Origin of the sequence: Streptomyces sp. NPDC006487 (genome assembly GCF_042870555.1) — a bacterium.
Taxonomy (GTDB): Bacteria; Actinomycetota; Actinomycetes; order Streptomycetales; family Streptomycetaceae; genus Streptomyces.
The window spans coordinates 110,941-125,118 of record NZ_JBIAHN010000020.1 but is presented as its reverse complement, the minus strand read 5'-3'; the positions used below and the strand labels follow the sequence as shown (position 1 = coordinate 125,118).

14 protein-coding genes are annotated in these 14,178 nt (G+C 73.0%); 8 read left to right on the top strand and 6 right to left on the bottom strand.

The genetic code is table 11. The features are described from left to right. The first annotated feature begins 12 nt into the window (after nt 1-12). From ACFYM0_RS31710 to ACFYM0_RS31700, 3 genes are read left to right on the top strand one after another with little or no spacing between them, the layout of a single operon-like run. Nucleotides 13-1,164 (top strand): lipid-transfer protein, encoded by a 1,152-nt coding sequence (locus ACFYM0_RS31710; protein ID WP_243339290.1) that lies wholly within the window; start codon nt 13-15, stop codon nt 1,162-1,164. Between the two features lie 21 nt (nt 1,165-1,185). Then, nucleotides 1,186-1,674, top strand: a complete 489-nt coding sequence (locus tag ACFYM0_RS31705) for a Zn-ribbon domain-containing OB-fold protein (RefSeq protein ID WP_388507413.1) — start codon at nt 1,186-1,188, stop codon at nt 1,672-1,674. After that, complete coding sequence (locus ACFYM0_RS31700; RefSeq protein ID WP_388507307.1) at nt 1,671-2,474, top strand: enoyl-CoA hydratase/isomerase family protein; 804 nt, start codon at nt 1,671-1,673, stop codon at nt 2,472-2,474. The genes ACFYM0_RS31705 and ACFYM0_RS31700 overlap by 4 nt, the downstream gene beginning before the upstream one ends. Before the next feature lie 92 nt (nt 2,475-2,566). Here the strand turns inward: ACFYM0_RS31700 and ACFYM0_RS31695 are convergent, their stop codons facing one another. Next, nucleotides 2,567-3,184 carry a hypothetical protein gene (locus ACFYM0_RS31695; RefSeq protein WP_388507305.1) on the bottom strand — a complete coding sequence of 206 codons (618 nt, stop codon included), beginning with the start codon at nt 3,182-3,184 and terminating at the stop codon, nt 2,567-2,569. A gap of 119 nt (nt 3,185-3,303) precedes the next feature. On the opposite strand from ACFYM0_RS31695, the gene ACFYM0_RS31690 reads away from it, so the two are divergent. Next, the gene (locus ACFYM0_RS31690) at nt 3,304-3,672 is read left to right on the top strand and encodes a putative quinol monooxygenase (protein WP_388507303.1); all 369 of its coding nucleotides are present in this window, start codon (nt 3,304-3,306) and stop codon (nt 3,670-3,672) included. 76 nt (nt 3,673-3,748) lie between these two features. After that, a complete protein-coding gene (locus ACFYM0_RS31685; RefSeq protein ID WP_388507301.1) occupies nt 3,749-4,027 on the top strand; it encodes a hypothetical protein in 279 nt (92 codons plus the stop codon). Nucleotides 4,028-4,091: 64 nt separating this feature from the next. On the opposite strand, the gene ACFYM0_RS31680 is transcribed toward ACFYM0_RS31685, so the two are convergent. Together ACFYM0_RS31680 and ACFYM0_RS31675 are read right to left on the bottom strand one after the other, a co-directional pair. Further along, the gene (locus ACFYM0_RS31680) at nt 4,092-4,586 is read right to left on the bottom strand and encodes a peptidylprolyl isomerase (protein ID WP_388507299.1); all 495 of its coding nucleotides are present in this window, start codon (nt 4,584-4,586) and stop codon (nt 4,092-4,094) included. Nucleotides 4,587-4,687: 101 nt separating this feature from the next. Then, on the bottom strand, nt 4,688-7,117 hold the full coding sequence (locus ACFYM0_RS31675) for a PQQ-binding-like beta-propeller repeat protein (protein ID WP_388507296.1): 2,430 nt from the start codon (nt 7,115-7,117) through the stop codon (nt 4,688-4,690). A 381-nt stretch (nt 7,118-7,498) separates the two neighbouring features. On the opposite strand from ACFYM0_RS31675, the gene ACFYM0_RS31670 reads away from it, so the two are divergent. Then, nucleotides 7,499-9,157: a hypothetical protein gene (locus ACFYM0_RS31670; protein WP_388507293.1), complete on the top strand. Its 1,659-nt coding sequence runs from the start codon at nt 7,499-7,501 to the stop codon at nt 9,155-9,157. Nucleotides 9,158-9,220: 63 nt separating this feature from the next. Here ACFYM0_RS31670 and ACFYM0_RS31665 read toward each other — a convergent pair whose 3' ends face one another. Beyond that, the gene (locus ACFYM0_RS31665; RefSeq protein WP_388507290.1) at nt 9,221-10,021 is read right to left on the bottom strand and encodes a VOC family protein; all 801 of its coding nucleotides are present in this window, start codon (nt 10,019-10,021) and stop codon (nt 9,221-9,223) included. Nucleotides 10,022-10,322: 301 nt separating this feature from the next. On the opposite strand from ACFYM0_RS31665, the gene ACFYM0_RS31660 reads away from it, so the two are divergent. Next, complete coding sequence (locus ACFYM0_RS31660; RefSeq protein WP_250742709.1) at nt 10,323-10,970, top strand: TetR family transcriptional regulator; 648 nt, start codon at nt 10,323-10,325, stop codon at nt 10,968-10,970. Nucleotides 10,971-11,053: 83 nt separating this feature from the next. Here ACFYM0_RS31660 and ACFYM0_RS31655 read toward each other — a convergent pair whose 3' ends face one another. Both ACFYM0_RS31655 and ACFYM0_RS31650 read right to left on the bottom strand, forming a co-directional pair. Beyond that, a complete protein-coding gene (locus ACFYM0_RS31655) occupies nt 11,054-11,527 on the bottom strand; it encodes a nitroreductase family deazaflavin-dependent oxidoreductase (protein WP_388507287.1) in 474 nt (157 codons plus the stop codon). Next, complete coding sequence (locus ACFYM0_RS31650) at nt 11,527-12,765, bottom strand: acyl-CoA dehydrogenase family protein (protein WP_388507286.1); 1,239 nt, start codon at nt 12,763-12,765, stop codon at nt 11,527-11,529. Before ACFYM0_RS31650 ends, ACFYM0_RS31655 begins: the two co-directional genes overlap by 1 nt. 139 nt (nt 12,766-12,904) lie before the next feature. Here ACFYM0_RS31650 and ACFYM0_RS31645 point away from each other — a divergent pair, with 139 nt between their 5' ends. After that, nucleotides 12,905-14,137, top strand: coding sequence for an acetyl-CoA acetyltransferase (locus ACFYM0_RS31645; RefSeq protein WP_388507284.1), 1,233 nt, complete (start codon nt 12,905-12,907; stop codon nt 14,135-14,137). Nucleotides 14,138-14,178 lie beyond the last annotated feature (41 nt).

Sequence of the window (14,178 nt, the reverse complement as noted above, 5' to 3'; positions counted from 1 at the left end):
CCGGAGGTGGCGATGGCGGCAACGCTCAAGGACGCTACGGCGATAGTCGGCATCGGGCAGACCGCCTTTGCCAAACAACTGCCGCAGTCCGAAAAGGAACTGGCCTGCCGGGCCATTCTCGCGGCGCTCGACGACGCGGGCATAGACCCGTCCGAGGTCGACGCGTTCTCCTCGTACACCATGGAGGAGACCGACGAGGTCGAGGTCGCCAAGGCCATCGGCGCCGGCGACGTCACCTTCTTCTCCAAGATCGGCTACGGCGGCGGCGGCTCCTGCGCCACCGTCGGCCATCTGGCCGCCGCCGTCGCCACCGGCCAGGCGAGCGTCGGCGTGGCCTGGCGTTCGCGCAAGCGCGGCTCCGGGCCGCGGCCGTGGAAGAACACGGCCGTCCAGCTCCCCACCCCCGGCCAGTGGACCCGCCCCTTCGGCCTGCTGCGCCCCGCCGACGAGATCGGCATGCTGGCCCGCCGCTACATGCACGAGTACGGCGCCACCCGCGACCACCTCTTCAACGTCGCGATGGCCTGCCGCAACCGGGCCAACGAGAACCCGGCCGCGATGATGTACGAACGCCCGCTGACCCGCGAGATGTACATGACCGCCCGCATGATCAGCGACCCGCTCTGCCTCTTCGACAACTGCCTGGAGACCGACGGCGCGCTGGCCTGCGTCATCGTGAGCGCCGAGCGCGCCCGCGACTGCCGGCAGAAGCCCGTCTACGTCCATTCCGTCGCCCAGGGCCTGCCCTCCCAGCACCACGGCATGGTCAACTACTGGAACGACGACCCGCTGTCCGGCCCGGCCTGGACCGCCGCCCGACACTTGTGGAAGCAGGCCGACTTCGGCCCCCAGGACGTGGACGTCGCCCAGATCTACGACGCCTTCACCCCCCTGATCCCGCTCTCCCTGGAGGGCTACGGCTTCTGCGGGCGCGGCGAAGGCGCCTCCTTCACCGAGGGCGGCGCCCTGGAGATCGGCGGCCGGCTCCCCATCAACACCGGCGGCGGCGGCCTCAGCGAGGCCTACGTGCACGGCTTCAACCTGATCAACGAGGGCGTCAAGCAGCTTCGCGGCATCTCCACCGCCCAGGTGCCCGACGCCGCGACCTGCCTGGTGACCGCGGGCGAGGGTGTCCCGACGTCCGCCATCCTGCTGCGAGCCTGAGGAGCCGACGAGTCCATGACGATGCAGCCCACCACGACGCCCGCGCCACCCGCGGCCCCGGCGACCACGCCGGAGGAGCTCCTCCTCCCCGTCCCCGACGGGGACGGCGCCCCCTTCTGGGAGTACGCCGCCCAGGGCGAACTCCGCGTCCAGGCCTGTGCGGCCCCCGCCTGCGGGAAACTGCGCTTCCCGCCCCGCCCCTGCTGCCCGCACTGCCGGTCCTTCGACTCCGAATGGCGCCTGATGAGCGGCCGCGGCCGGATCTGGTCGTACGTACGGCCGCACCCGCCGCTGCTGCCCGCGTACGCCGCGCAGGCCCCGTACAACGTGATCCTCGTGGAACTGGCCGACGCCCCGCAGATCCGCCTCGTCGGAAACCTCGTCACCTCCCCCGGCGCCCCGCTGGACTCGATGGACCCGGCACGGCTGCGCATCGGCGCACGCGTCCAGGTGGTCTTCACCGAGACGGGCGGGATGGCGGTGCCGCGCTGGGTGCTGGAGAAGTCGTGACGGCGACGGCCGACCCGGCCCCCGGACTGCGGGTGGATCGGGACAAGACCACCGGGGTCGCGGTCGTCACCCTGGACCGGGAGCGCAAGCACAACGCGATCGACCTGGCCACTGCGGCGGAACTGGCGCGGGTGTGGCGGGAGTTGCGCTACGAGGACGAGGTACGGGCGATCGTGCTGACGGGCGCCGGGCAGGCGGCCTTCTGTACGGGCATCGACCGGGGCGCGGAGGTGCCGCAGCCCTCTTCGCCGTACTCGGTGGACGACCCGCTCGTCGCCATCGGGCCCAAGGCGAACGACCTGTGGAAGCCGGTGGTCGCCGCCGTCAACGGCATGGCCTGCGGCGGAGCGTTCTACCTGCTGGGCGAGTCGGAGTTCATCGTCTCCTCCGCTTCCGCGACCTACTTCGACCCGCACACCAGCTACGGGATGGTCAGCGCCTACGAGGCGATCTACATGGCGCAGCGCATGCCCTTCGGCGAGGCCGCCCGGATGTCCCTGATGGGCACGGCGGAACGGCTCTCCGCGCGGCGGGCGTACGAGATCGGCCTGGTCTCGGAGCTCGCGGAGCCCGAGGAGCTCCTCCCGGCGGCCCTGCGGGCGGCCGAGACGCTGGCCGGCTTCCCGACGGAGGCCGTGCAGGGCACCGTACGGTCCCTGTGGGCGGCGAAGCAGGCCACCCTCCAGCAGGCACTGGCGCAGGCTCCGGGGCTGGTGGCACTGGGGAACCTGCCGCCCGAACGGCAGGCGGAGCTGTTCGCCGGCCGGCGCGGGGCGGGACCGGAGCCCCGGATCCGCTGAGGTCAGGGGAGGCCGGGCGGGGGCCGCTTTCACGGGCCCCCGCAGGCCCCGCAGGCCCCACGGGCCCCGGTGGCCTCGCCGGCCGCCCGCCGCTAGCGGGTCTTCCTCGTCGACCTGGGCTTCGGCTTGCTCGTGGTCTTGCCGCCCGTGCTGCCGCCGGTGACGGATCCCGTGGTGCCGGAGGTGGAGGCCGAGGTCGGGGAGGAGGACGCGGTGGAGAGGGTCTGGATCGTGCCCACCGTGCAGCGCTGGACCTCGCCCGCCCTGGCCGCGCTCGTCATCGGCAGGTCGACGGTACGGCTCTCGCCCGCCTTGAGGGCGAGGTCCACGGAGCCGGAGTCGACCCGGCCGGACGCCCCTTCGAAGACCAGCGGGACGCGGAAGGTGTACCCGGCCGTCGCGTCGGAGGTGATCTTGACGGTGGCCTTCGCGACGGACGGGCCGGCGCAGGTGACGACCTCTGCGTGCGCGAGCGGCCGGGACGGGGTGGGCGTGGCCGTGGCCGAGGAGCCGCTGCCGCTGCCGCTGCCGCCGGTGCTGCCGTAACTCTTCGTCTTCGTCTTCGACTTGCTCTTGGAGCTGGAGCACCCGCCCCCGCTGCTCTTGCTCTTGCTCTTTCCGCTGCCGCCCGTCGACGAGAACCCCGTCAACGCGAGCACCACGCCCACCAGTACCGCCGTGAGCCTGACCCGTCGCCCCGTGACCACCATGACCGAATTCCTCCCCCTCGAACAACGGGCGGCACGCTACCAGGCGCCACGACACGCGGGGGTACGGTGGCCGCCAAGCGCCCGGACCACGACCGGGCCACTCCCCGGGGGGACACACCATGACCGACGACACCACGGCCACCACGGCCGGCGCCACCGGCACCACCGGCGCCACGGACCCCGCCGGTCCCGGCGTCATCACGGCCATCGCCCGCCTCCAGGCACGTCCCGGTCTGGAGGCGGAGGTCCGCGCACAGGCCCTGTCCCTGGTCGCGCCGACCCGGGCCGAGGCGGGCAACGTCTCCTACCGCGCGTACGAGGACCCCACCGCTCCGGGTGCCTGGGTCGTCCTGGAGGAGTGGGCGGACGCCGCGTCCTGGGAGGCACACCTGGCCTCCCCGCACCTGACGGAGGCCCTCTCCCGCACGGCGGCCCTGCTGGCCGGGGCACCGGTGCTGCGGGTGTTCCCCCCGGCTCTGCCTTCCTAGCCTCCGCATGCGGGTCTCCGGGGGCGGGCGTAGCGTCGGGATCGAGATCCAGACCCACTCCCCCGGAGGGCCGGGCATGATCCGCAACGTACTCGGCTCGATCTTGGGTCTGATCGGAGCGACGGCCGCCGTCTGGAGCCCCTTCCGTGCCTGGTACGACGGCCGTCACGGACGCGACTACCGCATCGAGGAGCTCTTCTCCTCCGCCGGGATCACCGATGACAGGGCCGCCCTGCTGGGCTCGCTGCTGCTGCCGTTCCTCTTCGCCGCCGTGCTCGCGCTGGTCGCGATCGTGCTGCGCTCCCGGCTGCTCATGGCTGCCGGTCAGGCCGTGCCGCCGCTCCCGCCCCCCTGACATGACGGCGGCCCCGACCCCCTGAGGGGGCGGGGCCGGCCAGCCGTTGCGGGCGGGGTGGGGATCAGGCCTCGACGACGCCGGACGCCGCGATCTCGATCTTGCCCTTGGTGGAGCCCGAGGGGGAGCCGAGCTTCTCGATCGCGTCGACGATCTCCTTGCCCTCGGTGACCTCACCGAAGACGACGTGCTTGCCGTCGAGCCAGCCGGTGACGACGGTGGTGATGAAGAACTGCGAGCCGTTGGTGTTGCGGCCGGCGTTCGCCATCGACAGCAGGTACGGACGGTCGTGCTTCAGGGTGAAGTTCTCGTCGGCGAACTTCTCGCCGTAGATGCTCTTGCCACCCGTGCCGTTGTGGTTGGTGAAGTCACCGCCCTGCAGCATGAACTGGGGGATGACGCGGTGGAAGCCGGAGCCGGCGTAGCCGAAGCCGTTCTGGCCCGTGCACAGCTCGCGGAAGTTCCGGGCGGTCTGCGGGACGACCTCGTCGAAGAGGTTGAAGACGATGCGACCGGCGGGCTTGCCGTCGATGTTGATGTCGAAGAATACGTTGCTCATGGGGTCCATCCTGTCACTCCCGGTGCGGTGCGCGACCCCGAGGGGGCCGCGACCGGGCCCCCGAACGGCTCAGCCCCAGCTCAGGAGGCGGCTGAGCCGGGTCAGCCTCCCGTACGGGTCCCCGTGCCCTTGGCGGCGTCCAGCGCGTAGACGCAGCGGTCCTTGCTGCACGCGTAGACCACACCCGCCTCGGCCACGGGGGCTCCGGTGATCTCCCCGCCCGTGGCCAGCTTCCAGCGGAGCTGGCCGCCCGCCGCGTCGAGGGTGTAGAGGCAGTGGTCGGCCGATCCGAAGTGGACCCGGCCGTCCGCGACCGCCGGGGAACCGGTGATCTCGCCGCCCGCCGCGAACCGCCACTTCGGGGTACCGGTGACCGCGTCGAGCGTGTACACGGCGCTGCCCGCGGCCAGGTGGACGTTGCCCGCGGCGACGAGGACAGGGTCGGCGGCCTGCCGGGGCTCGGTGGCGATGCGCCAGCGGTCCTTGCCGTTGGCCGCGTCCAGGGCGTAGACGGTGCCCAGGTAGTCCGCGAGGTAGACCCCGCCGCCCGTGACGGCCGATCCGGGGGCGAAGGCGGGGGGCGCGAGGAACACGGCGGGCGCCTCGAAGTGCCAGCGGACCCGGCCCGAGGCCCGGTCGATGGAGATCACCCGGGTGCCCGCGGCGACGTAGACGTTGCCGTCGGGAGCGGGAGTGACCCGTACGGGCACGTTCCCGCAGGAGGCGGCGTCTCCGACCGGGTACGACCAGGACTCGCGGCCGGAGCGTGCGTCCAGGGCGCGCAGCCGGGCGTCCTGCCACACGTAGACCGTGCCGTCGTGCAGGACGGGGGCCGCCTCGGCGGTCTCGAACTCGCTCTGCGCGCCGGTCAGCTCCCACAGCTTGTGCCCGCTGGACGACTCCCAGGCCTGTACGCCGCCTCCGCGCGTGGCGGTGACGACGGTGCCCCGGTCGGCGCGCAGGGCGTACACCCAGGCATCGGCGGACAGCCTCCAGCGCTCGGAGCCGTCGCCGGCGTCCAGGGCGTAGAGGGAAGGGCCGTCGGAGGCGTGGATGCGCCCGTCGGAGACGGCCATGGACCAGGCCACGTCGCGGGTCTTGAACTGGCGGCGGCCACTGGCCACGTCCAGGGCGTGCACCTCGAAGGAGGTCACGTAGAGCAGCTCGCCGGCGACGGTCGGGGTGCCCCAGACCTCGTTCGACATCCGGAACCGCCAGGGCCGCCAGCGGCCGCTGTCGGGGGCCGGGCCGGGGTTCGGTACGAGGACGGAGGGCGCGGGGCCCGTCACCGGGGTGCCGGCGGGCGGCCGGATCCAGCCGGTCGCCGAGTCCGCGGCGGCCGCGTGGGCGGCCGGGGCCGAGGCGGAGGCCTGCGGGCCCGGGCCGATCGGCACCGGGGAGCCGCCGAGCCGCACGGGCTCGCCGGAGGGCGCCATCGGGGGGTGCTCGGGCCGCTGCGGGACGGCCTGGCCGGTCCGCGGGTCGGTCCAGGGGTCGGCTCCGCCGCGCTGGCGGCGGTGCGTGGCGGGACCGGACGCGGGCCCGACGCTCTCGATGGGCGCGGAGATGCCCGCCCGGGGAATCGCCGGCTTCGGCACGGCGGCCGCGGCCGCCGCTGCCGCCGCGGCGGCGTTGCGGTGGCCGGCCCGGCGGGCCTCGATCATCGCGACGGCCCGCTCGGGCAGCCACGCCGAGGCGGTACCGCTCTCGTCGCCGCCCTCGAAGAGGTGCGGGGCGAGCTGCGCCTGCAGGTCGGCCGGGGTCGGCCGCTGCGTGGCGTCCATCTGCATGCAGGAGTCGATCAGCGGGCGGAGCTCGTCGGGGAGCCCCTCCAGGTTGGGGCCCTCGCGCAGCAGCATGAAGACCGTCTCCACCGGGTTCGCCCCGTGGTACGGCGGGTGCCCGGTGGCGGCGAAGACCAGCGTGGAGCCGAGCGAGAACACGTCGCTGGCGCCCTTGACGCTGCGCGAGTCCTTCGCCTGTTCCGGCGACATGTAGGCGGGGGTGCCGACGGCGACGTTCGTCATGGTCAGACGGGTGTTGGAGACCCCGCTGGCGATACCGAAGTCGATCACGCGCGGGCCGTCCTCGACGACGAGCACGTTGGAGGGCTTCAGGTCGCGGTGGACCAGGCCCGCCCCGTGGATGGACTGCAGCGCCTCGGCGATGCCCGCGGCGAGCCACCGTACGGCCTGGGCGGGCATGGGCCCGCACTCGTGGACGATCTCCTCCAGGGAGGGCGCCGGTACGTAGGCGGTCGCCAGCCACGGCACGGCCGCGCGCGGGTCGGCGTCGACGACGGCCGCGGTGTAGAAGCCGGAGACGGCGCGGGCCGCCTCCACCTCACGGGTGAAGCGGACGCGGAACAGCTGGTCCTCGGCGAGCTCGGTGCGCACCGTCTTGATCGCCACCCGGCGTCCGGACGCCGACCGGGCGAGATAGACCAGCCCCATGCCGCCGGCGCCGAGCCGTCCCAGCACCTCGAAGGGGCCGATCCGTCTCGGGTCGTGCTGCGTCAGCTGCTCCACCACTCGCCTCCACACCCATCCCCGTACGGGGTCCCTCGCGGTCCCCGCTCTTCCAGCCATCGCCGGTGGCAGCGCCGTCATCGCCGTCACGTCACCGGATGCGCGCGAGCCGCCGCGGGTCCCTGCCCCGAGCAGCGTCTCACCCCCGGGGGCCGCCCGGGTCGCGCACCCCCGATTCTGTCAGGCCCGCGCCTGGTCCGGCCCCGGCACGGCGGGCGGAGCCCGTACGCGGTGTGCACGGACGCTCCCGCGGGCGGGGTCCGGCCGGTGTCCGCCGACCGTCCGGCCCCCGCCCGCGGGGGGAGGCGTACAACCCATGGGGGGTGTCGCGGGTCTAGTAGCCGTTCAGCTCGTCGTTGTCCGGGGGGATCCGTGCGTCACCGTTTGACTTCAGCCATCGTCGTCACCACAACCGTGCTCGGGGGCCTGGCCGTTGCGGAGGCGGCGCAGGCCATACCGGGGGCGGCGCAGGCCGCCGTCGTACGGGGAACGGCGCAGGACGCATCCACGGCGGGGCCGGTGCAGGGCGTATCGGCGCAGGCCGCGTCCGCTCCCTGTCCGCCGGAGATGTCCGCCCGGCAGGACGGCTCCCTCGTCGTCTCCAGCGAGTCGGACGGGACGGGCGTCCCCGACGGCCTCGTCGTCCACCTGCGGGACGGGAAGACGGGACTGCGCGTCGCCTCGGTCGGCACGTTCCGCAAGGTGACCGACCCGGACGGCATCCTCCCCGGCTTCCAGCTGGTCTCGGAGCCGCTCAAGCCGGCCGGCCTCGGGATCTACGCGCTCGAAGTCGGCCCCGAGGCCGGGCCCGTCGTCTGCGGGGACTTCGACTACCGGCTGCGCGCGGTGGTCGGCAAGGTCGACGCGGCGGACGGGGTGTCCCTGGACGATCTCGAGACCACCGTGTCGGCGGACGTCACCACCTTCGACCCGCGGACCGGGGCGAGCGCCCCGCTGAAGAACACCAAGGTCCGCCTCTCCGGTGAGCGCACCTCGCAGGAGGCGACCACGGACGCGCGGGGCCACCTGTCCGTCCCGTTCGCCTTCCGCGGTACGGAGAACCACACCGAGGTGCGCGTCGACGTCCTGGACACCCCGGACCTGCGCGCCGGGGGCGGCAGCGACACCGCGCGCTCGGTCCGCCGGAAGGCCGAGATCGTCCTCGACCCCGGGTCCCGGAAGATCAAGGCCCGCTACGGATCGACGGCCAAGATCACGGGGCAGGCCGTCAGGATCGCCGGGGACGGCACGCGCAAGCCCGTCCCGGAGGGCACGCCGATGCTCGCGGACCTCACCGGTGAGCCCGGGACGGATGCGGACGGCCGGTTCGAGCGGCAGCTGCGGATGGTCCACGACCGCCCGGTGAAAACCACGTGGGCGGGCGGCAGGTCCCCGTGGCTGCAGTACGCGGTCGCCGACACGGAGGCCGAGGTCGTCGAGGGCGGATACTTCACGGACGTCACGGCCACGATCGACGCCGCCCGGCGCGTGACGTTCACCGGGGCCCTCGCCCACAAGCCCCTCAGCCGGACCGTCACCGGTGTCGAGGTGCAGTACTCGGCCGACGGCAGGACGGACTGGACCACGCGCACGGCCTTCACCGTCGAATCCGGCTCCGACCGGTTCGACCAGACCCTGCCGGGCGAGACGGACGGCTACTGGCGGCTCCGGTACGCGGCCGCGCCGCGCATCGAGGGTTCCGTCACCGAGCCGGTCCGGCTGACCCGGACGGAGACGGAGTTCACGGGGTTCGGCGCGGAGCCGGAGCCGGTGCGCAAGGGCCGGCCCTTCACGCTCAAGGGCACCCTGCGGCACGAGAGCCCGGCGAAGGCCTACGGCGACCGGATGGTGCTCTTCTACTTCCAGCCCGCCGGCAGGCGGGACCACGTCTACCAGGGCTACGCGAAGACCGCCGCGGACGGCACCTTCGCCCACACCTTCACCGCCGCCGGGACCGGCACCTGGATCGCCCGCTACAGCGATGTCGACGGCAACCACTTCAACGCCAAGAGCCGGCGGGAGCAGGTCACCGTCAACCCGTAGCCCCGCCCCTCGCTTCTCGCCCCCGCCCCTCGCTTCTCGCCCCCAGCCCCTCGCCCCTCGCCCCTAGCCGCCCGTCCTCGTCCGCGGCTCCGAGAGCAGGCCGAAGACCGCGCCCTGGTTGTCCGCGACCACCGCGATGCGCCCGTACGGGGTGTCGAAGGGGTCCGCGGTCACCCGGCCGCCGAGGCGCTGCACCATCGCCACGGACTGGTCGCAGTCCGGGACGGCGAAGTACGCGAGGAAGTGCGCGGGCATGATCTCCGGGAAGGCGTCCGTGATGAGGCTGCGCCCCAGGACGGCGGTCTCCGAGCCGGGCGCTTTGCCGGGCGGGGACCAGACGCGGTACTCGATGCCCGACGCGTCGTCGTTCTGGTCCTCGGGGACGTAGCCGAAGACCTTGGCGTAGAAGACGTCCACGGCGTCGCGGGCCCGGGTGTACACCTCGGACCAGCAGTACGTGTAGGGCTCGTTCTGGGCGTCGAAGCCGTGGTGGGTGCCGGGCTGCCACAGCCCGAAGACGGCCCCGCCCGGGTCGGCGGCCATCGCGGCGGTCCCGTAGGGGCCGACCGGCATCGGGTCCATCACCAGCTGGCCGCCCGCGGCGCGGATGCGCTGGGCGCAGGCGTACGCGTCGGTGGTGTAGAGGTAGATCCCCCAAACGGTCGGCATCCGGCCGTCGGGCTTGGGGGCGAGGGCGGCGACGTTGCGGCCGCGGCTGTAGGCCTGGGTGTAGTGGCCGTACTCGGCTCCCGCGCTGTCGGCGAAGGTCCACCCGAAGAGCTCACCGTAGAAGCGCTTGCCGGCTTCCACGTCCGGCAGGGAGGCGTCGACCCAGCAGGGTGAGCCTTCCGCGAATGCTGCCATGAGCCCGGTTCCTTCCGTTGTGCGGGGGTGTGCAAGGGTGTGCACCCTCCGCGCACGTTCCGCCCCGCTCGCCCAGCCATGTCCTCCGGATCATGATGTGCCCGAAAACTTGTCCACAGCCTGTTGATAAGACTATTCGGGGGATAGGGCCCGAACCCGGACGGCGCGCCCGCGGCGCCCGCCCGGCCGGAATCCGTCGCGATGACGGGTCTGGAGGGGCTTACGCCCAGGCCAGGCGTCCCGTAACCCCATTTGCAGGCGGCCGAATCGCGCGCCGATCACCCCTCGGTAAGCTGACGGCATGACAGGACAAGTACGCACCGTCGACGGCCGCGTTGCCGGCCGGCGCGGTCAGGCGACGAGGCAGAAGCTGCTCGACTGCCTCAGCGAGATGCTCAGCTCCTCGCCGTACCGCGACGTCAAAGTGATCGACGTCGCCCGCAAGGCCGGTACCTCCCCCGCGACCTTCTACCAGTACTTCCCGGACGTCGAAGGTGCCGTCCTGGAGATCGCGGAGCGCATGGCCAACGAGGGTGCGCAACTGACCTCGCTGGTCGAGGGGCGCGCGTGGGTCGGCAAGGCGGGATGGGCGGCGGCCGAGGAACTCGTGGACGGCTTCCTGGAGTTCTGGCGGCGCAACGACGCGATCCTGCGGGTCGTCGACCTCGGCGCGGCCGAGGGCGACAAGCGGTTCTACAAGATCCGCATGAAGATCCTCAACTCCGTCACCAACTCCCTCACGGAGTCGATGAAGGAGCTCCAGGCCAAGGGCAAGGTCGACAAGGACGTGAGCCCCGCGGCCATGGCCGGTTCGCTCGTCGCCATGCTCGCGGCGGTCGCCTCGCACCAGAAGGGCTTCCAGACCTGGGGCGTCAAGCAGGCGGAACTGAAGCCGAACCTGGCGCTCCTCGTCCACCTCGGCATCACGGGCAAGAAGCCCACGAAGTAAGCGGCGGACCCTCAGGGGGTCCGCCGCGCCTTCGGCGGCCGTTCGCGCCGCCGCCCTCACGCCTTACGGCATGTCCGCCTCGATCAGCGACGCTCCAGGCGGAACAACCGGATCTCGCGCTCGATGCGCGCCTGGTAGGCCGCGTACGGCGGCCAGAACTTCAGCACCGCCTGCCACGCCGCCGCGCGTTCCTCACCCGCCAGCAGGCGGGCACGCACGGCGATGTCCTGACCTTTCCAACTCACGTCCGCGTCAGGGTTCTTGAGCAGGTTCCCGGTCCATGCCGGGTGTCCGGGGCGGCCGAAGTTCGAGCCGATCAGGATCCAGCTCGCCCCGCCCTGCTCCGGCATGCACGCGAGCGGGGTGGTGCGCGGTTCGCCGGTCTTGGCTCCCTTGGCGGTCAGGATCACACCGGGGAGCATCTGGGCGCTGAGGATGACCTTGCCGCGGGTCAGCTTGTGCACCGCCTTGTCCATGGCGGGGATGAAGTGCGGTGCGATCTTGGCGAACAGCATGGTCGAGGAGACCTTCTGCATCAGCTTGACTCCGGGCGCCATCAGACGGCCACCTTCTCGTTCCGTGGGGCGGGGGCGGGGGCTGCTGCGGGTGCGGGGGCGGGTGCCGAGGCGGTGGTCGCGGGGGCGAACAGCCCGGCGGCTTCCGCGGCATGGGCGCGCAGCCGGTGGACGGGGCCGAAGAGCAGTTCGTCGGCGGCCGCCCGCTTGAAGTAGAGGTGCGCGTCGTGCTCCCAGGTGAAGCCGATGCCGCCGTGCAGCTGGATGGCCTCGCCGGCGGTGATCCGCAGCGCTTCCAGGGCCTGGGCCAGGGCGAGTCCGCCCTGCTCCGGGTCCCAGGCGGCGTAGTAGGCGGCCGAGCGGGCCGCCTGGACCTGTACGTAGAGGTCGGCGAGGCGGTGCTTGACCGCCTGGAACGAGCCTATGGCCCGGCCGAACTGCTCGCGCTGCCGTACGTACTCCACCGTGCGGGCGAGCGCCTGCCCGGCCGCGCCAACCGCCTCGGCGGCCAGGACGGACGCGGCGCCGCGCCCGGTGGCGGCGAGCGCTCCGGCCACGTCGGCGTCTTCGCCTCCCAGCAACTCGGCTTCGACATCGCGGAGTTGGATACGGCCTTGCGGGCGGGTCTCGTCCAGGGTGGTCTGCCGCGCCCGCACGAGGCCCGGCGCGTCCTCCCGTACGAGGAACAGCAGGGTGCGGCTGCGGGCGAAGCCTCCCGTGTGCGCGGCGACCAGCAGCAGCGAGGCGCTGTGCCCGTCGAGCACCTGGGCGACCTCCCCGTACAGCCGCCAGCCGCCGTCCACGGCGCGGGCCTGCACCCCGCCGGCCCGGCCGCCGCCGGCCCATTCGCCCGGGGCGTTGTCCCCGGTCAGCGCGAGGGCGGTGGCCAGCGCGGGGCCGGGTACGGCGAGCGCGGCGGTGAGCCCGCCCGCCGCGAGCGGCGGGAGCAGGGCGGAGCGCTGGGCGCCGGTCCCCAGGGCGGTGACCAGCGGCACGGCGAGCACGGCGGTGGCCAGCAGCGGCGAGGGCAGCAGCACCCGCCCGGTCTCCTCGCAGGCCAGGACCAGGTCGGCGGGGGCGCAGCCGACGCCCCCGTACTCCTCGGCCACGGCGATGCCCGGCAGTCCGATCTGCCGGGCGAGCTGTTGCCAGAGCTCCCGGTCGTGTCCGGCGTCGGTGCGGACGGCGGCCTTGACCTCGTCCGGGCCGCAGCGTTTGCCCAGGATCTCGCGCAGGGTACGTCGCATCTCGTCCTGCTCCGCGGTGAAGGCGGCATCCATCGTCGGGCTCCTCCCCGTATCTGACGGGCCGTCATGTTAGGGCGGGCGGCGCCATAAGCACAGGGGGCGGACCTTCCGAAGAGGGCGGAGGCGGGGCACCCCTAGCATCTGACGGTACGTCAGTTGTACCGTCGGCTCCATGCCTGCCACGCCTGGACCCCTCTCCGCCACCGCCACCGCCGCCACCACCACCGCCGCCGGCCCTCAGGCCCGGCCCCGCCGGGTCGCCGTCGTCGGCGTAGCCCTCTCGGACTGCGGCCGGGTGGACGGCCCCACCCCGTACGCCCTGCACGCGCAGGCCGCCCGCCGGGCCCTGGCCGACTCCGGTCTGGACCGGTCGGTGATCGACGGCTTCGCCTCGGCCGGCCTCGGCATCCTGGCGCCCGTGGAGGTCGCCGAGTACCTGGGCCTGCGCCCCACCTGGGTCGACTCCACTTCGGTCGGCGGCTCCACCTGGGAGGTCATGGCCGCCCACGCCGCCGACGCCATCGCCGCCGGTCACGCCAACGCGGTCCTCCTCGTCTACGGATCCACCGCGCGCGCCGACATCAAGGCCCGCCGCCGGACCTCGAACCTCTCCTTCGGAGCGCGCGGACCGCTGCAGTTCGAGGTCCCGTACGGGCACACGCTGGTCTCCAAGTACGCGATGGCCGCGCGCCGCCACATGCACGAGTACGGCACGACGCTGGAGCAGCTCGCCGAAGTGGCGGTGCAGGCACGGGCGAACGCCGCCACCAACCCGGACGCGATGTTCCGTGACCCCATCACCGTCGACGACGTCCTGTCCTCCGGGATGATCGCGGACCCCTTCACCAAGCTGAACTGCTGCATCCGTTCGGACGGCGGCTGCGCGGTGCTGCTGGCCGCGGAGGACTACGTACCGGACACGGCCAAGGAGCCCGTGTGGATCCTGGGCTCCGGCACCGCCGTCTCGCACACCACGATGTCGGAGTGGGAGGATTTCACCGTCTCCCCCGCGGCCGTCTCGGGCCGCCGCGCCTTCGCCCGCGCCGGGCTCACCCCGGCGGACGTGGACCTCGCCGAAATCTACGACGCCTTCACCTATATGACCCTGGTCACGCTGGAGGACCTGGGCTTCTGCGCAAAGGGCGAGGGCGGCGCATTCGTGGAGAAGGGTCGTCTCCTACGGGACGGCGAATTCCCGGTCAATACGGACGGCGGCGGACTCTCCGCCTGCCACCCCGGCATGCGCGGCCTGTTCCTGTTGGTCGAGGCGGTACGCCAACTCCGCGGCGAGGCGGGCGAAGGCCAAGTGCGCAAACGCGGTGGAAACCTCCCACAGGTGGCCATCGCCTCGGGCACGGGCGGCTGGTTCTGCTCGTCGGGCACCATCATTCTCGGACGGGACTGACCCTCCTGTCGGCGCGGCTGCGTAAGCTCCCGGCGGGGCCG